Consider the following 22,671-nt stretch of genomic DNA (forward strand, 5'->3'; position numbering starts at 1 on the left):
CTCAGCGCAGCTTGTGGCTGACGCGCTTGGTGATCAGGTACGCCTGCACACCCTCGGGACCCGACTCCCGGCCAAGGCCGCTCTCCTTCACTCCGCCGGAGGGCGCCTCGGTGACCGAACCGCCGCAGTGGTTGATCGAGAGGATGCCGGCTTCGAAGCCGCGGGCGAGGATGTCGGCCGTCGCGGCCGACTCGGTGAAGCCGTAGGCCGCGAGCCCGAACGGCAGCGAATTCGCGGTGGCGATCGCCTCGTCGAGGTCGCTGAAGGAGGTGATCGGCGCGATGGGGCCGAACGGCTCCTCCGACATCACCTCGGCATCCAGCGGCACGTTCGTGAGGATCGTCGGTGCGTAGAAGTAGCCGCGGTCGCCGAGCCGCTCTCCGCCGAACGCGATCGTGGCGCCGTGCGCGACAGCATCCTGCACGAGGTGCTCGGTCGCATCCACCCGCTTGGCGTTGATGAGCGGTCCCATCGTCACGTCCTCGTCGAGCGGGTCGCCCACCTTGAGCTCCTTCGCCAGCCGCACCATCTCGGCGGTGAACTCCTCGACGATGCTCTCGTGGACGAAGAAGCGGCTCGGTGACGTGCACACCTGGCCGCCGTTCGCCCACTTGGCGGCGGACGCGCGACGTGCGGCCTGGATCGGATCGGCGTCGGCCGACACGATGACCGGGGCGTGTCCGCCCAGCTCCATGATGGTGGGCTTCATCAGCGCGCCGGCCCGGGCGTTCAGCTCCTTGCCGACGGGCACCGATCCCGTGAAGGCGATCAAGCGCGTCTGCTTCGCGTCGATGAGGTGCTGGGCCGTCTCGGCGCCGCGGCCGAAGACCAGGTTCAGCACGCCGGCCGGAAGGCCCGCGTCGTGGAACACCTGCGCGATGGCGCAGACCGTCGCCGGCACCTCCTGCGAGGCCTTGATGACGAGGGAGCAGCCGGCCGCGATCGCCGCGGACATCTTGCGCATCGGCGATCCGGCCGGAAAGTTCCACGGCACGATCGCGCCGACGACGCCGACCGGCTCGTAGCGCACCGTCAGCGAGGTGTCGACGTCGGTGGGGATGATGCGCCCGTACAGCCGGCGCGTCTCCTGTGCGCACCACTCGAGCGTGCCCGAGACCCGCATGACCTCGGTCACCGCGTCCTTGCGCGGCTTGCCCTGCTCGATCGCCATCAGCGTGCCGATCTCGTCCGCCCGCTCGCGCAGCAGCGCGACGGCCTTCATCAGGATGCGGCTCTTCTCGAACGCCGGCGTGTCGCGCCAGGCAGGGAAGGCACGCTCGGCGGCGGCGAGGGCGTCGTCGAGGTCGCTCGCCTCGGCGCGCGGCACCTGACCGATGACCTGGTCATCGACGGGGTTGAGCACGTCGAACGTGCGACCGGCGGCGCCTTCGCGCCAGGCACCGTCGATGTAGAGCCCCAGGTGCGCCCGGGAGTAGATCTCAGCGGCCCGCGTGGGGGCCTCGGTGGTGATCGTCATTGTGCGCCTTTCGCGGATGCGGATGCGGGTTGGGGTGCCGGCTCGGCGACGCCCTCGCGGCCGGGCAGCGTGCCCTGCTCGCGATCGCGATTCGTCTCGAGCACCCAGATGTGGTGCGGCGGGGTCTCGTCGTGCACGCGTGTGCCGTACGCGTCGTCGACGCGGTCCATGTCGGCCGCGTACTCGACGCGCCCGCCGGCGGGGCTGTGGATGAACCGGAAGACGTTGGAGCCCACGGTGTGCCGGCCGAGGCGACGCGCCTCGCGCCACCCCTTCTCGATCATGTGGTTGCCGCCCTCGATCACGTCGTCGAAGCCGGAGACCTCCCACGAGGTGTGGTTCGTGCCCGCCTTGTCGGGGCGGTGGCAGAGCAGGAAGTTGTGCTGGTCGTCGTCGCCCTCCACCTGCATGAAGACACCCATCGGCTTGACGATGTCGGTCGCGTGGAAGTTCAGGCGATCGAGGTAGAAGGCCCAGGCCTTCTCGCGCCCTTCCTTCGGGATGTTCAGCGCCACGTGGCAGACACGGATGGGCCGCACATCCTTGATCTCGCCGTGCGCCTCGTTCCAGCGCTCCACCCGCCCCGAGCTGTTGTAGCGCCGCGGGTCGTAGTCCAGCTGCTCGGGGTGCGTCACGGCGAAGCCGATGCCGAAGCCCGTCTCGTCGTAGGTGTGCGCCACGCCAGCGTCATCGACCACGACCTCTCGGTCGGTCCGCAGGTTCTCGACGATGCCGTCGAGGGCCTCCTGCGAGTCGACTCCCCAGACGACCTCGCGGATGCCGGGTGTGCTCTCGACCGAGGCGGGCAGCGACGGGTCGTCGATGCGGCGCAGTTCGAGGATCTGCTTGACCTGGGTCGTGAAGGTCACGCGGTCCGGTCGCTGCTCGAGAAGCTCGAGGCCGAAGTCCTGGAAGAAGCGCGTGCACTCATCGAGGTCGTCGACGCCGTAGACCACGGATTCGATACGTTCGATCGCCATTGATATCCGTCCCTTCAGGAAGAGGTGGTGTCAACGGATCGCGCGGCGGAACTCGCGCCGCGTGCCGCACCCGGGGACACCGTCGATTCTTCGCCCACGGCGGACTCACCACGACCCCCGTGTTCGAACGCTTTCATTGCGCGGTCTGCAGTGAGGCCCGCGCGCACCTGCGCCAGTCCGCTCAGTACGTCGACGAGCTCGGCCGAGCCGCCCGTCGCCCCCTGCCGCCACGCCTGGGCGATGAGCGCGGACCACGCCTCACGCAGGCGGGCGAGATTCTCATCGGCGCGGGCCGTGGCGTAGATGCGGATCGAGCGGCCGTCCGTCTCGTCACGCTGCGAGGTGAGGTAGCCGCGTCCCCGCAGCTCGCGCAGCGCCGTGCTGACGTTCGCCCGGCGCAGCCCGCTGCCATCGGCGATGTCCGAAGCCGAGCACCCGGGGTAGGTGTGCACGTAGCGCATGACCTGGCTCTGGGTGGGCGTGAGAGAGACGATCGGCGTCGTCAGATCGGAGCGGACCCGGATCTCGCGCGCGATGTCGACGACGAGCTCGGCGAGCAGCACGAAGTCGGGGTCGTTGCCCGTGTCGTCGTCCATACGCCTCCTCGCGATATTGATTATTAAAACATAATCATCAATATCGGGCAAGGGTGTCCCACGCTCAGCTATCGCGGCAGTCTCCTGCCGGCTCCGCCGCGGCCCGCCGCGCGGTCAGTCCTCGACGCCGAGCGGCCCGGTCACGCGCCGATCGCGCTGCGGTAGGTCGTTCGGGCGTACTCGTCATAGGGCGAGGTCTGCACGGTCCCCACGAGCCGCGCGAAGCCGAGTGCCGCGTCCGGCGACGCGTCCGGGCCGGGATGCTCGCCCCACACGAGTTCGACGCGCGATCCCGGCCTCGAGACCGATGCATCCACGAGCGCGAGCCCGAGGTGCTTGTCGCCGATCGCCGAGATGTGGTGCGTGACACCGACGAGACGACCGTCCGACTCGACCCGGTGGATGCCCCGGTCGTTGAAGAAGCCATCGCCGAAGACGGCGCGCGACTCGGTCGGGTCGAACTCGAGCGTCACCTTCACGCGTCGCGCGTCACCCCCGTCAGCCCGCAGCGCATCCCTGCCGATGAAGTCGTTGTCAAATGAGATGGAGCGGGCGTAGCCGAGTTCCCACGGGGAAAGGTAATAGTCCTCGATGTCGTCGGAGTACCAGCTGCCGTGGATCGGGCGCTGCCCTTCGAAAGAGAACGCGCTCAACCAGCGCCGGTAGTCTTCGAGATCCTCGTCGAGGTAGATCGCCGGCTGGGGCGAGGCTATCCATCCGCTCTCGACCGGAGTCGTCGAGTATGCGAGCGCGCCCACCTGAACGAGGGCGGACTCGCGCCCGGCGGCGAGGAGGGCGCTCTTGAAGCGGTCGTAGTCGGCGAAGTCCCCGATGAACTCGTACCCCGCTGCTCCCGCCATCCCGTGACGGAGCGCTCGAATCGGGCGCCCATCCAACTCGACCTCGCTCGAGTGGAAGAACTTCACCGCCGGGAGGGGGCCGCCGAACGCGCGATCAACCACTTCCAGAGCACGCGGACCTTGAAGCTGGAAGCGGCAGAGCCGCGGATCCTCGCCGTCCCGCCGACCCATGTCCGGGTCCGTCTCCAGCCGTACCCGGTAGTCGCCGGTCTCGGCGTGGTACTGCACCCAGTTCTGGGCCGGGCGTGGCCCCGTCAGCACGAACGATTCCTCCCCCGTGCGCAGCAGGATGCCGTCGCCGATGATCCGGCCGCCCGGTCCCACGGGGACGAACTGCTTCGCCTGCCCGACGGCGAAGGGTTCGTAGCGGTTGGCGCTGACGTCGCCGAGAAGGCGTACCGCATCCGCACCCTCGATGAAGAGGTCGGACATGTGGAACGAAAGGTCGAAGAGCGCCACCGAGCGGTGCCACGCGGCCTGCTCCTCGGCCCAGCCGGAGAACTCTGCCGGTACGCGCGGACCGGTCCACGGCGCGGCGCTCGGCTTCCAGAGGAGGTGCATCGGAGAGCCGGCGGAATCGATGGCGTCCTGGAGCGTGGGAACAGACATGGGGAGCCTCTCATCGTCGGGGGGCTTCGCTTGTTTCAGCCATCTCACACTATCGGCATCCGGCGACGAGCGCAGCCGACCGAGGATCCCCTCAGGAAATCGGCCTCACCAGGTGCTAGGCGGCCGACGCGCCGCGAGCGACGACACGACTGCGGAACCAGTCGGTCATGAAGTCCAGGAAGACCCGCACGCGCTCGGGAGTCTTGCCGCCGGGGCCGTGCACGGCGTAGAGCGAACGCGACGGCGGGTGGAATTCGGGGAGGATCTCGACCAGCTCTCCCGAGGCCAGCTGGTCGGCCACGGGACGCAGCGGTATGAGACCGATACCGCAGCCTTCGTGCACCAGCTTCTGAATGACGAGGTACGAGTTCGCCACGGCCGAAGGCTCGTGCACCTTGTGGTGCAGCGTCTCCATGCCGGCTCCCAGCCGCCACACGGGGTCGTTCGGGTGCAGCAGGCAGTCGAAGTCGCTCAGCTCGGCGACCCCCGTGGGCAGGCCGCGGCGCCGGACGTACTCGGCCGAGGCGGCCAGGACGAACGGCAGCTCGGATACCCGCCGCACGAGCACGCTCGAATCGCGCAGGTCCCTCGTGTGGAAGGCCACGTCGTAGCCGCGATCGAGGAAGTCGTAGTTGCGGTCGGACATGCCGCCGAGCTCGAAGCGCACCTGGATCTTGGGGTGCTCGCGCACGAAGGCGGCGATCGCGTCGCCGACGTCGAGCGTTCCGATCCACTTGGGACAGATGACCGAGAGCGCGCCCTCGGCGACATCGCGAGCGTGGGCGAGCGAGCTGTCCTCCTCCTCGATCTCACCCAGGATGCGGCCGGCGAACTCGGCGTAGCGGTGACCGGCATCCGTCAGACTGACCGAGCGGGCTGTGCGGTTGACCAGGCGCACGCCGACCTGCCGCTCGAGGTCTGCGACGTGCCGGGAGACGAGCGAACCCGAGATCCCGAGCTCGCGCGCCGCCCCGCTGAAGCTGGACGACTTCGCGACGGTGACGAACGTCTTCATCACGACCAGGCGGTCCATGGCATCCTCCTCGATGGCGACTGCGAAACGCCTCCGCCATTCTAGGTTGCCGGGCTCGCCGTTCCCCGATGGAGGGCTGAGCCGAGACGCTCTCTCTACTCGTCGAGCTCGCCCAGGCCGGTCTCGCGCATGAGCCGGAACTCCCGGCGGCGAGCGCGGCGCTCGTCACGGCCTTCCGGGTGATCCGCGGGACTCGCGCCGATGAGACGGCGCGTGTACGGATGCTGCGGGTGCTCGAAGATCGAGTGCGTGTCGGCCAGCTCGACGATCCGCCCCTTCTGCATGACGGCGATCCGATGGGAGATGTGGCGCACGATGGCGAGGTCATGCGCCACGAAGAGGTAGCTGAGCCCGGTCCGGTCCTGCAGGTCGGCGAGAAGGTTGATGATCTGGCTCTGCGTCGACAGGTCGAGCGCGCTGACCGCCTCGTCGCACACGATGAGCTTGGGTTCGAGCACGAGCGCCCGCGCGATCGCCACCCGCTGCTGCTGACCGCCGGAGAGCTCGAACGGGTAGCGGGTCAGATGCGCAGCCTGCAAGCCCACCTGGTCGAAGACCGTGGCCGCGCGCCGCTCCCGCTCCTCGGCGGAGTCGCCGATCCCGTGCCGTTTCATGGCGTCTGTCAGCGCGCTCGATACGGGCAGTCGCGGGTTCAACGACGACGCCGGGTCCTGGAAGACGGCCTGCACTTCGCGCCGGTACGACAGCGGCGTGCGCTTGCCGAATCCGGTGACGTCGCGCTCGTCGAAGCGGATGGTGCCGCCATCGACCTCCATCATCCGTAGGATGGCGCGCCCCGTCGTGCTCTTCCCCGAGCCGGACTCACCCACGAGACCCAGCGTCTCGCCGGGTGCGATGTCGAAGCTGACACCCTTGACGATCGTCGTCTTCTTCTTGATCCACGGAAAGAAGCTCGGCTTGTCGTAGGCCAGGTCGAGGTCCTTCACCGACAGCAGTGGCTTCGTGGCCGTGGCCGTAGCCCCGGGCCCGGTGGCGGGAGTGGCTGTGCTCATTTTGCGACCTCCTCGAGGACGAGCGAGTCTGCGCGCACGCACCGCACGCCGTTGATGAACTCGACGGGTGCACCGGTGCACTCCGGACGGGCGAACGCGCACCGCGTCGCGAAGTGGCAGCCGTTCGGCCACTGGCCGGCGAGCGGCACCTGGCCGGGGATGACCGCGAGCTTGCGGTCCTCTCCCTCCTTGGTCGGGTTCGCCGCCAGCAGCGCGGCCGTGTAGGGATGCTGCGGATGGTGGAAGAGGTTCTGAACCTCGGCAACCTCGACGATCTCGCCGGCGTACATCACCGCGACCCGGTCACAGGACTCCGCGACGACGCCGAGGTCGTGCGTGATGAGCAGGATCGCCATGTTCATCTCGTCTTTGAGCTCGAGAAGCAGGTCGATCACCTGGGCCTGTGTCGTGACGTCGAGCGCGGACGTCGCCTCGTCGGCGATCAGCAGCTGCGGCTCGGCCGCCAGCGCGATCGCAATGCCGACGCGCTGAGCCATCCCGCCCGAGAACTGATGCGGGTAGTCGTCGAGCCGGCTCTCCGCGTCGCGCACGCCGACGCGGTCGAGGAGGGCCGCAGCCCGCTCCCTCGCCTCCGCCTTCGACATGGGGAAGTGCGCGCGCAGCGTCTCGACGACCTGGGTGCCGATCGTGTGGACGGGCGAGAGTGCGGCCATCGGGTCTTGGAAGACGGCGGCGACCTTGCGCCCGCGGATGCCGCGCAGCTGCTTCTCGTCGCGGTGGGCGATGTTCTCGCCGTCGAGGATGACCTCGCCGGCCCCGAGGTGGGTGCCGGCGGGCAGCAGCCCCAGCACCGCGCGGGTGAACATCGACTTGCCGGACCCGGACTCGCCGAGCACGCCGACCACTTCGCCACGCCGGACGGTGAGCGTGACGTCCCGGATGAGGGGGATGTCGCCGCTGGGCTCCTCAAGCTCGACCGAGACGCTGCGGGTCTCGAGCACGTTCTCGGGATCCGTCGGTCCCGCCCAGGCCGGGGTCTCCTCGCGCGCCTGCGCCTCGGCCGCCTCGCGCTCCTTGCGCACCTTGCGCGTCACCCTGCGGGTGCGGCGCCGGCCGGTGATCGCCTCGTTCAGGCCGTCGCCGACGAGGTTGAACGCGAGCACGGTGAGGATGATCGCGATGCCGGGCGGGAAGGCGAGGAAGGGCTGCACTGCCTGCACACCCGCGGCGACGCCGAGCAGCCCACCCCAGGAGGGAATCGACGACGAGAGCCCGATGCCGAGGAAGCTCAGCGCCGACTCGATGATGATGGCGGCGCCGGTGAGGATCGCCGCCTGCACGATCAACGGGCCGGCCAGGTTGGGCAGCACCTGCTTGAAGACGATGGCGCTCTCGCGCAGACCCGAGACACGGGCGGCGTCGATGTACAGTTTCGACCTCTCGGCCAGCGTGATCGCGCGCGCCATGCGGGCGAAGCTCATCGAGAACATGATGCCGATCGCGAGCATGATCGATCCGAGGCCGCGGTCGAGGATCGCAATGACCGCGAAGGCGATCACGATGCCCGGGAGGGCGTCGAAGATGTCGATGACGCGGGTACCCAGACGGTCCCACCACGCGCCGCGGAAGCCGAGCAGAAGACCGAGCGGCACGCCGATCGCCATCGCGACGAGCACGGACCCGGTGCCGACAAGCAGCGCGATCTGCGCTCCGTACAGCATGCGACTGAGGACGTCACGACCGTTCTCGTCGGTGCCGAGCCAGTGCTCCGCGCTGGGTCCCTGCAGGATCGAGACGAAGTCGTTGTCGGTCGGGTCATAGGGCGCGAGGACTGGCGCGAAGATGGCCGCGATGATGACGACGAGGATCCACGCCATCGCAACGAGGGTGAGCGGCTGGCGGAGCAGTCGTTTGATGACGCGCAGGCCATTGCGCGCCGGCGGACGCCGCTTGATGGCCGGAGACTTGAGCGGGAGGGTGAGGGGAGAGCTCATGCGGGTCGCGCCTTCGGGTTGATGACGCCGTAAAGGATGTCGATCACGAGGTTGACGGAGATGACGATGATGGCGATGACGAGGGCGACGCCCTGCACCACGGGGAAGTCCTTGCCGAGCACGCTGCCCAGCATGAGGGTGCCCAGCCCCGGGAACGAGAAGACCCGTTCCATCACGAGGCTGGTGCCGATCAGGATGCTGACGGCCAGTCCCGACGCGGCGAGCACCGGCACCATGGCGTTCTTGAGCGCGTACTTCCAGACGACCCGCCGGCGCGAGACTCCCGCGGCGGTGAGGGTGTCGACGTAGCGCGACGCGAGCGCCTCGGCGATCGCCGTTCGGGTCTGTCGGGCGATGAGGGCGAAGGCGCCCGCCCCGAGCGCGACGGCCGGCAGGATCAGACCCCGCAGCCAGGCGGCGGCGTTCACGTCCGGTGGGGTCCACGCGACGACCGGGAACCAGCCCAGTGTGATGACGAAGACGAGCACGAGGATCAGACCCACCCAGAACTCCGGGATGGACTGGATGACGGCGGTGACGCCGGTGACGGCGCGGTCGCGCACCTGCCCGGCGCGCACTCCGGCGAACAGACCGGCGGACACCCCGAAGAGGACGGCGAACAGCAGCCCCGAGCCCACCAGCGACAGCGTCGCCGGCAGCCGGGCCGCGATGAGGGTGGAGACGTCCTGGTTCGACAGCAGCGACGTGCCGAGGTCTCCCTGGAAGAGGCCGGCGTAGTAGTCACCCAGTCGCTCGACCAGAGGGCGGTTCAGGCCCAATTGCTCTTCCACCGCGGCGATCGCGGCGGGTGTCGCGGCAGCCTCCCCGAGGATCGCCGCCGCGACACTGCCGGGCACCATGTACGTCAGCAGGAAGATCAGCAGAGAGATGACCAGGAGCTGCGGAACAGCGAGAGCGAGGCGGTAGCCGATGAGCTTCAGCATCCGGGGGCCCTCCGCCCCACCGTTCGCCGTTCCATCATGTTCTCCTTCGAAGGTCGTGTCATGTGATCATCCGGGAGTGTCCGGGGCGCCTCGAGCGAGGCGTCCCGGACACGTTCCTACTCCTCGGACGTGACGGGGTAGATGCTGCGGTAGTCGACCACGTTCACCGAGTAGGGCAGCGAGGGCGGCGGCTGCACACCGGCGACGTCGTTGGTGTCCCAGCCGATCGTCTGGCCGCCGACGGCGAAGGCGCAGGCGAGGGCCTCGTCGTCGATGATGACCTTCATGACCTCCTGCCACAGGGCGTCCGCCTCCTCCGAGCTTCCCGCAGCGATCGCGGCATCCGCCGCCGCCTTCAGCTCGGGGCTCTCGTAGCCGGAGGGGTTCTGTCCCGAGTCCTCAGCGAACCAGGCCTGATACCAGTCGAACGGCGTCATCTCGGCGTTCTGGCCGACGCCCAGGGCGTACTGGCCGCTGTTCCACGTCGACTGGAAGTCAGGGATCGCAAGGTCCTGCACCGACACCTCAACACCGTCCAGTTGGTTCATGTTGTCGGCGAGGTACTCCAGCTGACCCTTGAGGAAGACAGCGGCGGGGAACGTCGCCTCGACCGTTGCTCCGTCCAGCACCGCCTGGGCTTCCTCCAGGTTCGGCGGATATCCGGCGATGTCGGGGTTGTACCCGGGGTCGCCCTCGAGGAAGTGCTGCTGCGGGGAATCGATGAGGCTCTGGTTGGGCACCTCCGTGAGCCCTGCGACGTCCATGGCGTAGCACATCGCCTTGCGCACGTTCGCGTCGCCGAAGACCCCGCCGGGCGCGCGGTCGAAGAACACGACGTTGTTGCGGACGGCCGGGTACTCGTAGGAGTCGATGTTGGCGACACCCTCGATGCGCGGCTGCTGATCGTTCTCGACGTCGGTGACGGCGATCTCGTCGTTGAGGAGGGCGCCGACGGCGGCCGTGTCGTCCTCGATGCCGAACGCCTCGACGTTCTCGAAGTACACCTGCTCGCCCCAGTAGTCCTCGTTGAGGGTGAACATCCACCGCGTTCCCTCGACGGAGGAGCCGGCGTCATAGGCCCACGGGCCGGTACCCACCGGGTTCTCCACGATGGACCCGTCCTCGATCGCCGCGGGGCTCGCGATGAGCACGTTGTTGCGCGTCAGCATCGTCAGGAACGACGGCGCCGGGGCCGAGAAGTTGATCTGAACGGTGTACTCGTCGACGACCTCGACGGATTCCACGACCTGCAGCGGCCCGGAGTAGGAACCGGGGTTGTCCCGGACATACTCGATGTTCGTCTTGACCGCCTCCGCGTTGAAGGGGGTGCCGTCGTGGAACGTGACGTCGTCACGCAGCGTGAGCGTGAGCGAGGTCTCGTCCTCGACCCATTCTGTGGCGAGGTTCGGAAGGATCTCGTAGTTCTCGCCGAGCTGGACGAGTGACTCGTAGGGGATGTACATCATGCCGGGTTCGGTGCGCGCACCGGGTGCCCAGCTGCTCGGCACCGATCCCCAGTTGATGCGGAGCGTGCCGGTGGGCTCCGAGGGCGGCTGCGAGTCGGACGAGTCGTCCGACGTGTCGGTGCCCCCGCCCGCACAACCGGCGAGTAGGACTCCGGCGAGGGTGAACGGAACCAGGAACTTGACCGCGCGTGAATTTTTCAACATCTGACGCCTCCTTGCGTCTGAGGTGAACGACGAGTCGTTCAGAACTGTGTGGACCACCCGCGTGGTGCGTCGGGTGTCAGCAACGCTACAAGCGCGGCCGGATCGAGAGTGGAAACCTAACCGTGCATGATCTGTCGGCACGCCGTGAATCGACCGCGAACCTCGCGTGCCGTGCCCCTTGTATGCCGATTCACGACTTGGCGAGCCAGGGCTTCATGCCCCGCGAGGTGTATTCGGCGACCAGGTCCGGGAAGGGGATGACGCCGTGAGCATCGGCCCACTCCTGCCACTGGGTGGCGAGCTCCTCCACGAGCTCCGGGTGCTGCGCCGCGACGTCGTCGAGCTCGGTGCGGTCGTTCTCCAGGTCGTACAGCTCCCAGTCGCTGCCGTCCTCACGCACGAGCTTCCAACCGCCGCGACGGATCGCGCCGTTGCCGATGTGCTCCCAGAACAGGGGGCGTTCGGATGCCGTGCCGCCCCGCAGCAGGTCGAGCACATCCTCCCCCGCCAGCCGGTCGGGCAGCGGCGCTCCCGTCGCGCCGAGGACGGTGGGCAGCAGGTCGACGACGTGCGCGGGATCGTGCAGCACCGATCCGCCACGCGCGCCACCCACGCCCCCGGCCGGCCACGAGGCGATCAGCGGGGCGGCGATTCCGCCCTCGTGCACCCACTTCTTGTACAGCCTGAAGGGGGTGTTCGACACGTTCGCCCAGGGACGGCCGTAGCTCGTGAAGGTGTCCTCGTGTCCCGGCTCGATGCTCGGGTCGTTCCCGATCGCCACGGGGCGTCCGTCACGGGTCTCCGAAGGCGTCACATGCGGCGAGAGGAATCGGCCGACGGTCAGCTCCTCCGCCTCCGCTCCGTTGTCGGAGAGGAAGAGGATGAGCGTGTCGTCCAGGCGACCGGATGCCTCGAGCTCGTCGAGCAGGCGGCCCACGCCGCGGTCCAATGCGCCGATCTGCGCCGCGTACACCTCCATGCGCGACTGCTGCCACGCGCGATCCTCGGCGTCCTCCCACGCCGGCTCGTCGGCATCCCGCGGAGAGGGCTCGACGTCTCGGGGGAACAGCCCCAGCTCGCGCTGGCGTGCGGCCCGCCCGGCACGAGCGGCATCCCAGCCCTCCGAGAAGGCCCCCCGGTGCGGTGCGAGGTCACCCTCGGGCGCCTGCAGCGGCCAATGCGGAGCCGTGTAGGCCAGGTAGAGGAAGTACGGGTTCTGCGCCGCCGCTGATTCCCGCATGAACTCCAGGGCGTGCTCGGTGAAGGCATCCGTCAGGTAGAACGCGTCGTCGGCGGCGTCGACCTCGATCTCCTCCTCGTTGCGGTAGAACGCACGCGGGTTGAAGTAGCTCGTCCCCCCGCCGAGGATGCCGTAGAAGTCATCGAAGCCGCGGCGGGTCGGCCAGGTCTCGTTCGGCGCCGAGACATCGGCGGAGAGGTGCCACTTGCCCGTGATGCTGGTCGCGTATCCCTGGTCGTGCAGCACGCTCGCGAGCGTGGGTACCTCGGCATCGAGCGAGCCGCGGTATCCGATCGGCCGGGTGAGCACGCCGATGCCGACGTCGTGGGAGTGGCGGCCCGTCATCAGCGACGCACGCGTGGGGCTGCATCGCGGTGTCGTGTAGAAGCTCGAGAGCCGCACCCCCCGGTCGGCGAGGCGATCGAGATTCGGCGTGGGGATCTCGCCGCCATAGCTGGCGAGGTCGGAGTAGCCGAGGTCGTCCGCCATGATGACGATGACGTCGGGACGGTCGGTGGTGCGTGCCGGCATGGGGGTGCTCCTTCGCGGTTCATTCGTGCCTCGAGTCTCGCGGCCGCCGCCCGCTCATCGATGCACGAATAGTCTGCACGGACCGCTCGCCCCGCCCCTCCCGTTGCGCCGGCGCCTACCCGTCGAGCTCGACGAATGAACTCTCGAACGCCCAGTTCATCTCGTGCGTCGCGGCGGGGAGCACCTTGGCGTAAAGGTCCGCCCGCGGCACCTCCACCGGCGCCATGGGCCGGCCGGTCGCGAGAGCCGCGAGCAGGATGCCGGCGTGGTACTCGGCGAGCACCGTGCGGAAGACCGCCTCTTTGAGCGTGCGGCCCGCGATGACCGCCCCATGCCAGCGCAGCAGCGCGATCGCCGAGTCGCCCATGACCTCGACCAGCTCGCGGCCGGCGTCATGGTCGGTCACCAGCTCGGGGCGCTCCCAGAGCGGGATCCGCTCGGGCCAGAAGCTGGCGTGGATCATGAGCAGTTCTCCCGGCGGCTCCGCCAGGCCGGCGAGCGCCGTGAGGTTGGGCGAGTGCACGTGCACGAGCGAGCGGATGTGCGGCTTGGCCCGGTGCATTTCGGCGTGCATGTACAGCTCGAGGGGGCGGCCGCGGTCGAAGGTGTCATCGAGGCCGAGCTCCAGCACGTCCTCGGGACGGCACCGGTCTTTTCGCCGGCCCGCTCCTGGGCAGAGCAGGTATCGCGTCGGATCGTCGGTCAGCACGCTGACGTGGCCGAACATGCCGATCATCTCGTGCCTGGCGAGGATCCGCGTCGCCGTCGCGAGCTCCCCCCGCAGGGCCTGCCGGTCGGTGTCTTCGTCGGTCATCGTCGACCTTCCTCTCGTGCGCGTGTTCGAGATCATCCTCGCCGCGCCGGGGCCGTCCCACCCCGGCCAATAGCGCAACCAAGGCTGAACCGGGGCGTCACTCGCGCTGACGGCCGTCGGGCCCCGCTTCAGCGGGCACCGCCATCGCCCGGTGCAGGTCCTCGAGGAGCGCCCGCGTGCGGGCGAGCTCGTGCGTCGGGCGTCCGGCCCACGCCTCGGCCAGCAGCGCCCCCCAGGCCTCGCGCAGCTGGGCGATCGTCCCCTCCGCCAGCTCGGTGGGCGCCACCTCCCAGGTACGCGCATCCCGACTCCCGCGCGTCGTCACGACGTAGCCGAGCCGCCTGAGGTCGCCCAGGGCACGGCTCACGTTCGCGCGCAGGAGCCCCGTGGCGGCCGCGATCTGGGAGGGCGTGCAGCGCGGGTTTCGGTGGACGTGCCGCATGACCGCGCTCTGCGCCTGGGTGAGGGGAACGCCCGGACCGGCGACCCCCGCCCGGATGCGCATCTCGCGAGCGACATCGATCACGACGTCTGCAAGCCGCGCAAACTCATCTTTCCCACTCATGTGGCACCTCGTCTTGCATCCGCCCCCGTTTGCTTATCAAATGATAATCAGATTCGACGTCATCACGAAGAAGGGTTCGCAATGGAGCGCATCGAGACCGAGGTCCTCATCGTCGGGGCCGGCCTGTCGGGGGCCAGCGCCGCCGTCATGCTGGCGCGCCACGGCATCCAGACCATGATGGTCAGTCGCTCGCGATGGGTGGCGGACTCTCCGCGCGCCCACATCGTCAACCAGCGCACCATGGAGGTCATGCGGGCGATCGACCTGGAAGAGCCCTGCTATGAGGCCGCCACTCCGGGCGATCAGATGGCCAACCACGTCATGATGACCGCCGTGAACGGCGTCGAGTTCGGTCGCATGTGGACCTGGGGCAACGATCCGGCGCGAGCGGGCGAGTACGCCGCCAGCCCCGGCCGCGGCTGCGACCTGCCGCAGGACCGGTTCGAGCCCATCCTCGTCGGCGAGGCGATGCGACGCGGCGTCGTGGCCCGGTACCGCACCGAGTTCGTCTCGCTCGAACAGGACGAGGACGGGGTGACGACGCGGCTGCGCGATCTGATCACCGGTGCGCAGTTCTCGGTGCGCTCGCGGTACGTGATCGGCGCCGACGGGGGGCAGAGCCCGGTCGCCGCCGCGATCGGGCTGCCGCTCGTGGGGACGTCGGGCCTGGCTCCCGCGCTGAACGTGCACTTCGAGGCCGACCTCTCGCCCTACTTCGCCGACCGGCCGGGTTCGATCTTCTGGGTCTTCCAGCCGGGACGCGAGGGCGCCGTCGGCAACGCGATGCTGCGCATGGTGCGCCCCTGGAACGAGTGGATCGTCGGCTTCGTGCACCTGGGTGAGAGCGTGACGACGCTGACGGAGGACCAGCTCGTCCAGGCGGTTCGCGAGATCATCCAGGACGACGCGGTCGACGTGCGCATCATCGGCATGTACCCCTGGCGCATCAACCACGTGATCGCCGAGAGCTACCAGACCGGTCGCGTGCTGTGCGCGGGCGACGCCGTGCACCGGCATCCCCCGATGAACGGACTGGGAGGCAACACCTGCATCCAGGACGCCTTCAATCTGGCATGGAAGCTCGCCGCGGTGTTGCGCTGGGACGCCGGGACGGCCCTGCTCGACACCTACACGGCCGAGCGGCAGCCCGTGGGTCAGAACGTCGTTGACCGGGCGATCGCCGGGTGGCACCAGAACCCCGCGGTCGTGCGCGCTCTGGGCGTGGACCCGGCCGCGGCGCCGGCGGAGCGGCAGGCCCAATTCGACGTGCTCTTCGCGGACTCGGACGAGGGCGAGAGACGTCGCGAGGACTTCGAGGCGGCGAAGCGGTCGAAGATCTACTCCTATCACGCGCACGGCACCGAGATGAATCAGGTCTACGATTCGGCGGCCGTGATCGGGGACGGCAGCGCCGCACCCGAGCCCGAGCGCGATGTGCGGCTCTTCTACCAGCCGACCAGCCGCCCCGGCGCCCGGGTGCCGCACTGCTGGGTGGGACGGGCGGGCCGGACCGTGTCGACGCTCGATCTCTGCGGACCGGAGCAGTTCACGCTGCTCACCCGCGCGCGCGGTCGAGCGTGGGTGGATGCCGCGCAGGCCGTCGCCGCGCGGACGGGCGTGCCGATCGCCGCTCACCGCATCGGTCACGGCGGTGACATCGCCGACCTGTACGCGCAATGGGCGGACGTCTCAGAGATCGGCGAGCGAGGGTGCGTGCTCGTGCGACCGGATCAGCACGTGGCGTGGCGCTCGGAGGGCGGCAGCGACGATCCACGAGCGGAGCTGACCCGCGTCCTGCGCGCGTGCCTGGCACAGCCGGGCGCATAACGCTCGGGCGACGGGGACCGGGGTGACCGGTGGACCGCCCGCATCCGTGCACGCGTCGACATCTTCGTGTGCACGGCAGAGGATTCCATCGCCGGGTGCGGCGTGTGATCATTGACGCTCGGCCGCCACTCGCGGCCCCCGCTCTCGCCGGCAGACACCCGCCGCGCACCGCATCACACCCGCGATCTGCGATGACCCCGTCGCTCCGCCGATTCCCATCCCCCAACGCCGAGGAGATCGAGATGGCACGCATCCATCGACTCACCTGGTATTGCGAGGACGACTCCTGCGACTACTGCCAGGGCGCAGAAACCGACTGACGTCACCCGCATCCGACACGAAGCGGGAGCCCCGTCTGAAAGAACGGGGCTCCCGCTTCGCCTGTGCGGCTGATGATCAGGTCGTGGCCGGCACGACCTTCTCGTACCCGCGCACATCGGGGAACGGCGGCGTGCGGTCGGGCTGCAGGTCGACCTGGAACATGTTCAGGCACATCGAGAGCATCGTGAAGTTGCCGAGCAGGCCGATGGTGTCCACGAGCTGCTGGTCGGTGAAGACGTCGCGCGCGCGGGCGAACATCTCATCCGAGACGAAGTGCGTCGTCAGCAGCTCGACCGCCAGCTCGTGGAAGGTCGCGAGTTCGGTGTCGTCGCCGAACTCCGGCTCCTGCCACGTCGCGAGCGCCTCGACGGCCTCGGCCGGAACGCCGGTCTCGATCGCCTTGTCGACGTGCGCGTTCCAGGAGAACTGCGCGTCGAAGTAGCGCGCCGCCACCAGCAGGCTGTATTCGCGGATGCGCTCGGGAAGGCTGCAGTCGAAGCGGACGAACGCGCCGAGCGCCTCGACCCGGTCGCACAGCTCGGGGCTGTTCAGCCACACCTTGAACGGCCCGCCGATCTTGCCGCGCTTGGCGATGATGCGGTCGGCGAGCTCGCCCTGGCGCTCGGTCATGTCTTCCCGTGGAATGACGTTCAATCTCATCGGTGTGCTCCTCGCTCTGGTTCCGGCGCGGAAGCGCCCCACTCCCGTCAGGCTAGGCAGGGGCGGTCGGCGGCGGCAGTCCCGCCCGGGCAACGTAATCGTGCACCGGGCGTACGCACCCGTGCCATAGCTTGAATGTTGTCCAGCCTGCGAAATCGCACCGCGCCACGAAGGAGCCTGCATGACGACGTCGTCCCCACCGTTGGCCGATCCCGGATACGGTCCTGCACGCATCTCCACACTGAGAGCCGAACTGCGCGACGATGCCCCCTGGGTCGCGTCGCCGACTCCGCGGTTGACGTGGCGGGTGGAGGACGCTCCGCCGGGGTGGCTGCAGGCGTGGGCGGATGTGCGGTGCGGCGACGATGTCGTCCGGCTCGAGGGGCGGGACAGCGTGCTCGTCGATTGGCCGTTCGCTCCCCTCGACGCCGGCGCGGTCGTCCATGTCGATGTGCGCGCGTGCTCTCACGAGGGAACGCTCACGGAGTGGAGCGAACCGCTCGAGGTGGCGGCGGGCTTCGCCGACCGATGGATCGCACGGCCCGTCGGCCTCCACGCCGCGGACGCACCGGCTCGCCCCGCCCTTCTGCGAACGGTCTTCGACGTCGACCGCCCGGTGCAGCGTGCGGTGCTCTACTCGAGCGCGCTCGGAGCAGCCGATTGGAACGTCAATGGCACACCTGCGGATGATGCGGTGCTCGCGCCCGGGTGGACGAGCTACCAGCTGCGCGTCGTGCACGACACCATCGATGTCACGGCGCTGATCGGTGAAGGGCGCAACGTGCTCGCCGCGCGGCTCGCCGGGGCGTGGTTCACCGAGGAGTACCACGTGCTGACTCCCCCGACGCGCTTCTACGGCGACCAGCCGTTCCTGCTCGGGCAGCTGCACGTGCAGTTCACCGACGGCACGCACGCCATCGTCGCGACGGACGAGGACTGGCGCGCGATCCCGGACCCGGGGACCACCGAGAGCGGCATCTATGGGGGCGAGCGCCACGACGCGCGAGCGACCGTGCAGGGGTGGACCGAACCGGATTTCGACGCCTCGGGGTGGGCCGCCGTCCGCGCCAGCACGGAACAGTGGCCGACTCCCGAGGCGCGGGTCTCGCCGCCGGTCCGGCGCATCGAGTCGGTGCCGGTGAGCGAGGTGCTGACCTCGCCGGCCGGTTCGCTCATCCTGGACTTCGGCCAGAACCTCGTCGGCCGCTTGCGGATCAGGGTCGACGGCGAACGAGGCGAGAAGATCACGCTCCGCCACGCCGAGGTCCTCGAGAACGGCGAGCTGGCGCTGCGCCCGCTTCGGCTCGCGGCCGCAACCGACGAATACGTTCTGTCGGGCGGCGGCGTCGAGGAGTGGGAACCGCGATTCACGTTCCACGGATTCCGCTACGCCCAGATCGAGGGCTGGCCGGGCGGCACCGAGGCTTTCGACCCCACCGCCGTCGAGGCGATCGTCCTGCACACCGACATGCGCCGAACCGGATGGTTCAGTTCCTCGGACGAGCGACTGAACCGCTTCCACGAGAACGTCGTGTGGACGATGCGCGGCAATTACCTGTCGATACCGCAGGACTGCCCGCAGCGAGACGAGCGTCTCGGTTGGACCGGGGACACACAGCTGTTCGCGCCGACGGCGGCGTTCCTGTACGACTCGCAGGCGTTCTTCGTCTCGTGGCTTCGGGATCTCGCGCTGGAGCAACGCCGCGCAGGCGGCATCGTGCCCCTTTTCGCCCCTGACGTCATCCCCGACTTCGCCGATCGAGGCCCCACGGCAGCGTGGGGCGATGCGATCGCCATCATTCCCGACGTCCTCGCCTCTTCCACCGGGGACACGGCACTCCTCCGCGAGTTCTTTCCCGCGATGGGCGCATATGTGGACGTCATGCTCGCGGCGCGTGACGACGACGCGCTCTGGACCAGTGGACGCCAGCTCGCCGACTGGCTCGATCCGAACGCGCCCCCGAACGCTCCCGGGCGCGGCCGCACCGACACCGACATCGTGGCGACGGCGTACCTCGTCCACACGACGCGATTGGTATCGAGGATCGCCCGCGATCTCGGCGAGCACACCGTTGCCGCGCACTACGAAACCGAGGCCGAGTCCTCCCGACGTGCCTACGTCGACACCTACGTCACGCCTTCCGGTCGGATGATGTGCGACACCCAGACCGCCTATGCGCTCACCATCGCGTTCGACCTCGTGCCCGATCCAGCACTCCGGATGCGACTCGGCGACCGGCTGGCCCACGTCGTGCGGCGGGATGGATATCGCATCGCCACAGGGCTGGTGGGCACGGCCGTCATCAACCGCGCGCTCAGCGAGACGGGGCACGCGGCCGCCGCCGAACGGCTCCTCATGCAGACCGAGGCCCCATCGTGGCTGTACCCCGTCACGGTCGGTGCGACGACCATCTGGGAGAGGTGGGACGGACTGCGGGAGGACGGGTCGCTGAACCCGGGCGCGATGATCTCCTTCAACCATGTCGCTCTCGGCTCGGTGGCGCACTGGCTGCACGAGACTGTCGCCGGGCTCGCACCCGCGGAACCCGGCTATCGACGCCTGCGGATCCGCCCCCTGCCGCTGGGTCGGCTCGACCACGCCCGCGCCGAGCACGACACACCGTATGGGCGCGCGGCGTCGGGGTGGGCGCGGATCGACGGTCACATCCGCGTTGACGCTGTCGTCCCGCCGAACACGACCGCGGAAGTGCACCTGCCAGACGGCCGAAAGATCGACGTCGGCCATGGGCGATACGAATGGGATTGTGCGGAAGCTGCTCCACCCGCCGGGGCGGCGCCTGTGACGCTCGACTCGTCCATGGCGGACCTCGCCGACGACGATTCCGCCCACGCGGCGTTCTTCGCCGCGCTCCAGGCGCAGCCGAACGCATTCCTTCCGCGTGCCGTGCGAGCGAACGCTCTCTATACGCCGGGTCGCAGCATCCGAGACGCGCTCGTCTTCGCCGATCATGCGACATTGGAGGCCGTGGCCGGCGCGCTTGCGATGGCGCACGCGAACCGCTGACCAGCCGGCCCACCCGGCGAATCACACGAGGGGACGAACATGCGAGCAGGACTGCACTTCTGGAATTTCACCGTGCCGGGGGCGCCCCACACGCTCGCAGACCTCGCCGTCGACACCGTCCGCACCGCCGAGGAGGGCGGGTTCGACCAGCTGACCGTGATGGATCACTGGTTCCAGATGGAGGCGATGGGCGAGGCCTCGGAGCCCATGCTCGAGGCCTTCACCACGCTGGGCTTCCTCGCCGGCCACACCTCGCGGATCCGGCTGGGCCCGCTCGTCTCCGGCGTCACCTACCGCCACCCCGGGATCCTCGCGAAGACCGCGACGACTCTCGACGTGCTGAGCCGCGGCCGTTCCATGCTCGGCATGGGCGCGGCCTGGTACGAGCGCGAGCACGCCGCCATGGGAGTGGCCTACCCGCCCCTTTCCGAGCGCTTCGAACGCCTCGAAGAGGCCGTGCAGATCGTACTGCAGATGTGGGGAACGGACGAAGGCCCGTACGCCGGGCACCACTACGGGCTGGCCGAGACCCTCAACCGCCCGCAGCCCGTCTCACAGCCGCACCCACCGATCCTCATCGGCGGCAAGGGGCCACGCAAGACGCTGCGGATCGGCGCCCAGTACGCGCAGATCGTGAACTTCACGACCTCCGACGTCGATGAGGTCGCCCATCTGATGGATGTGCTCCGGCGCCACTGCGACGCCCTCGGCACCGATTTCGACGCGATCGAGAAGCAGGTGATGGCGGGCCGCCGAGACCCGTTCGGCGACGACTTCCTGCCCGACATGCAGCGTCTGCGCGCACTCGGGATCGACCTTGCGGTGCTGAACGTGCGCAAGCCGGACCCGCGCGGTTGGACCGAGCGGCTCGCGACCGAGGTCCTCCCGCACCTGACCGAGGTCTGAGCGCGGGAGGACCGGGATTGTGCGGGGTCAGCGCCCGCCCATGGCGTCTTCGGCCGTGAGGTGCTCGACGGTCTTGCCCGTGTCGGCGAAGGTGCGTGTGACGTACGCCTCGGGATAGATCCAGAGGATGCGCATCGGGGTGTCGCCCGTGTTCTGGTAGCGGTGGAACACGCCGGCCTTCACGTAGGCGGTGTCGTCCTTCTTCAGCTGCTCGCGGATCACGCCCTCGTCCGGCTCATGCACCTCGACGAAGCCCTCACCGTCGAGGATGAGCACCTGCTCGTCGCAGTTGTGACAGTGCAGAGGGGCGCCCGAGCCGACCGGATAGATGCTGATGCCGGTGGCGAGGTCGTTCGTGCCGCCGCTGGTCTCGCCGGTGATGAGCGGCCAGGTCTTCACGGCGCCACCGCGATCGAGCACCTCGATCTCGTCGAACTTGATGATCGTCGCCATGCGTCAACCCACTTCGGGCACGGTCACGCCGAGCGAGCCGGCGGTCTCGACGAGCTCGTTCCAGAGCTTCTCCCCCACCGGGATGCCGGACTCGGAGCGCTTGGCGAATGTGGCGGCGCCGCGCTCGCCCGGGACGAGCACCTGGTCGACACCGTCGGCCGGGGTGAGGGCATGGATCGTGTCGACGGTCGCGTCGACGTTCGCGGCGAACTCCTCGGGCGAGCCGACCGCCGCGGGGTCGATGGCGATGAGGGTGGCGTTCTGACGGTGCTTGCGTCCGCCCTCGGCCCCTCCGTGGAAGCCGGTCAGGATCGGGGCGGTCACCAGCACCGACGTGAGCATCTCGAACATGAGCGAGAGACCGGAGCCCTTGGCGCCGCCCACCGGAAGCGGGATCTTGGCCTCGTTCGCGTCGGTGGTCGGCGTGCCGTCGGCGGTCGTCGCGGCCCCCTCGGGCAGCGGCGCCCCGGAACGCTTGAACTGGGCGATCTTGCCGAGGGCGATGACAGCGGTGGCCATGTCGAGCAGCACGGTGGGGTGCGCGCCCGTGCCGGGCACGGCGATGGCGAGGGGGCTGGTCGCCACGGCGGCTCCCTTGGCGCCCTCGTAACCCATGTTGGGCATGCCCGCGACCATGCCGAGGCCGACGAGGCCGGCGTCGGCGATGCGCGAGGCGTAGTAGCCGATCGCGCCGGTGTGCACCGTGCCGCGCACGGCCACGAGCGCGATGCCCTGCTGCCGCGCCTTCTCGATCGCGATGTCCGCCGCGCGGGTCAGCGCGACGGGGCCGGGAGCCCGGTCGGCGTCGACGACCGTCACGCCGGGGCGCGTCTCGTCCACGGCGATGGTCGGGCTGGCATTGGCCTCCCCCGAGCCGAAGAGCTCGACGTAGCGCGGAACGCGCGAGAGCCCGTGGGAGTCGACGCCGCGCAGGTTGGCCCACACGAAGACGGGAGCGGCGGTCGCGGCATCCTCGGCGCTGACTCCCGCGGCCTCGAAGAGGTCGCGGATGAACTTCTCGAGCGCGTCGGGAGCGACGGTGACGGGGGTGGGCATGTGTGTCTCCTCTGGATCAGGTCGGATGGATGTCGTTTCGTCTCGCTTCGCTCGCTCAACCCGAATCCACCGATGGGTCGGGCGGTGGTGGTGGGGTCTTGATCGGGGTCGGGTTGGTGGTGTTGGGCAGGCGTGA

General features: G+C 69.1%; 18 protein-coding genes. 3 read left to right on the plus strand and 15 right to left on the minus strand.

All coding sequences use genetic code 11. The features are described from left to right. Position 1: 1 nt before the first annotated feature. The 12 genes from M4I32_RS11990 to M4I32_RS12045 all read right to left on the minus strand — a co-directional run bounded on the left by M4I32_RS11990 (position 2) and on the right by M4I32_RS12045 (position 14,287). Complete coding sequence (locus tag M4I32_RS11990; RefSeq protein WP_319034707.1) at positions 2-1,477, minus strand: NAD-dependent succinate-semialdehyde dehydrogenase; 1,476 nt, start codon at positions 1,475-1,477, stop codon at positions 2-4. Further along, positions 1,474-2,457, minus strand: a complete 984-nt coding sequence (locus tag M4I32_RS11995) for a VOC family protein (protein ID WP_319034708.1) — start codon at positions 2,455-2,457, stop codon at positions 1,474-1,476. Before M4I32_RS11995 ends, M4I32_RS11990 begins: the two co-directional genes overlap by 4 nt. Positions 2,458-2,471: 14 nt before the next feature. Continuing rightward, on the minus strand, positions 2,472-3,053 hold the full coding sequence (locus tag M4I32_RS12000; RefSeq protein WP_319034709.1) for a MarR family winged helix-turn-helix transcriptional regulator: 582 nt from the start codon (positions 3,051-3,053) through the stop codon (positions 2,472-2,474). Between the two features lie 140 nt (positions 3,054-3,193). Next, entirely contained in the window at positions 3,194-4,522 is a 1,329-nt protein-coding gene (locus tag M4I32_RS12005; protein WP_319034710.1) for an aminomethyl transferase family protein, read from the minus strand. 115 nt (positions 4,523-4,637) lie between these two features. Beyond that, the gene (locus tag M4I32_RS12010; protein WP_319034711.1) at positions 4,638-5,555 is read right to left on the minus strand and encodes a LysR family transcriptional regulator; all 918 of its coding nucleotides are present in this window, start codon (positions 5,553-5,555) and stop codon (positions 4,638-4,640) included. A gap of 95 nt (positions 5,556-5,650) precedes the next feature. Further along, positions 5,651-6,568 (minus strand): ATP-binding cassette domain-containing protein, encoded by a 918-nt coding sequence (locus tag M4I32_RS12015; protein ID WP_319034712.1) that lies wholly within the window; start codon positions 6,566-6,568, stop codon positions 5,651-5,653. Further along, a complete protein-coding gene (locus M4I32_RS12020; RefSeq protein WP_319034713.1) occupies positions 6,565-8,523 on the minus strand; it encodes a dipeptide/oligopeptide/nickel ABC transporter permease/ATP-binding protein in 1,959 nt (652 codons plus the stop codon). The genes M4I32_RS12015 and M4I32_RS12020 overlap by 4 nt, the downstream gene beginning before the upstream one ends. Further along, positions 8,520-9,467 (minus strand): ABC transporter permease, encoded by a 948-nt coding sequence (locus M4I32_RS12025; protein ID WP_319034714.1) that lies wholly within the window; start codon positions 9,465-9,467, stop codon positions 8,520-8,522. The genes M4I32_RS12020 and M4I32_RS12025 overlap by 4 nt, the downstream gene beginning before the upstream one ends. A 116-nt stretch (positions 9,468-9,583) precedes the next feature. Continuing rightward, positions 9,584-11,137: an ABC transporter substrate-binding protein gene (locus M4I32_RS12030; RefSeq protein ID WP_319034715.1), complete on the minus strand. Its 1,554-nt coding sequence runs from the start codon at positions 11,135-11,137 to the stop codon at positions 9,584-9,586. Between the two features lie 190 nt (positions 11,138-11,327). After that, positions 11,328-12,908: an arylsulfatase gene (locus M4I32_RS12035; RefSeq protein WP_319034716.1), complete on the minus strand. Its 1,581-nt coding sequence runs from the start codon at positions 12,906-12,908 to the stop codon at positions 11,328-11,330. A 115-nt stretch (positions 12,909-13,023) separates the two neighbouring features. Further along, positions 13,024-13,722 carry a class II aldolase/adducin family protein gene (locus M4I32_RS12040; RefSeq protein ID WP_319034717.1) on the minus strand — a complete coding sequence of 233 codons (699 nt, stop codon included), beginning with the start codon at positions 13,720-13,722 and terminating at the stop codon, positions 13,024-13,026. A 97-nt stretch (positions 13,723-13,819) separates the two neighbouring features. After that, complete coding sequence (locus M4I32_RS12045; RefSeq protein WP_319034718.1) at positions 13,820-14,287, minus strand: MarR family winged helix-turn-helix transcriptional regulator; 468 nt, start codon at positions 14,285-14,287, stop codon at positions 13,820-13,822. An 81-nt stretch (positions 14,288-14,368) separates the two neighbouring features. On the opposite strand from M4I32_RS12045, the gene M4I32_RS12050 reads away from it, so the two are divergent. Continuing rightward, positions 14,369-16,114: an FAD-dependent monooxygenase gene (locus M4I32_RS12050; RefSeq protein ID WP_319034719.1), complete on the plus strand. Its 1,746-nt coding sequence runs from the start codon at positions 14,369-14,371 to the stop codon at positions 16,112-16,114. A 396-nt stretch (positions 16,115-16,510) separates the two neighbouring features. Here M4I32_RS12050 and M4I32_RS12055 read toward each other — a convergent pair whose 3' ends face one another. Further along, on the minus strand, positions 16,511-17,095 hold the full coding sequence (locus tag M4I32_RS12055; RefSeq protein WP_319034720.1) for a carboxymuconolactone decarboxylase family protein: 585 nt from the start codon (positions 17,093-17,095) through the stop codon (positions 16,511-16,513). A gap of 181 nt (positions 17,096-17,276) precedes the next feature. On the opposite strand from M4I32_RS12055, the gene M4I32_RS12060 reads away from it, so the two are divergent. Both M4I32_RS12060 and M4I32_RS12065 read left to right on the plus strand, forming a co-directional pair. Continuing rightward, a complete protein-coding gene (locus tag M4I32_RS12060) occupies positions 17,277-20,120 on the plus strand; it encodes a family 78 glycoside hydrolase catalytic domain (RefSeq protein WP_319034721.1) in 2,844 nt (947 codons plus the stop codon). Positions 20,121-20,159: 39 nt separating this feature from the next. Next, entirely contained in the window at positions 20,160-21,026 is an 867-nt protein-coding gene (locus M4I32_RS12065) for an LLM class F420-dependent oxidoreductase (RefSeq protein WP_319034722.1), read from the plus strand. A gap of 27 nt (positions 21,027-21,053) precedes the next feature. Here M4I32_RS12065 and M4I32_RS12070 read toward each other — a convergent pair whose 3' ends face one another. Together M4I32_RS12070 and M4I32_RS12075 are read right to left on the minus strand one after the other, a co-directional pair. Further along, positions 21,054-21,479, minus strand: coding sequence for a cupin domain-containing protein (locus M4I32_RS12070; RefSeq protein WP_319034723.1), 426 nt, complete (start codon positions 21,477-21,479; stop codon positions 21,054-21,056). Between the two features lie 3 nt (positions 21,480-21,482). Beyond that, positions 21,483-22,535, minus strand: a complete 1,053-nt coding sequence (locus tag M4I32_RS12075) for an Ldh family oxidoreductase (RefSeq protein WP_319034724.1) — start codon at positions 22,533-22,535, stop codon at positions 21,483-21,485. Between the last annotated feature and the right edge of the window lie 136 nt (positions 22,536-22,671).

Source organism: Microbacterium sp. LRZ72 (assembly GCF_033792225.1).
Taxonomy (GTDB): domain Bacteria; phylum Actinomycetota; class Actinomycetes; order Actinomycetales; family Microbacteriaceae; genus Microbacterium.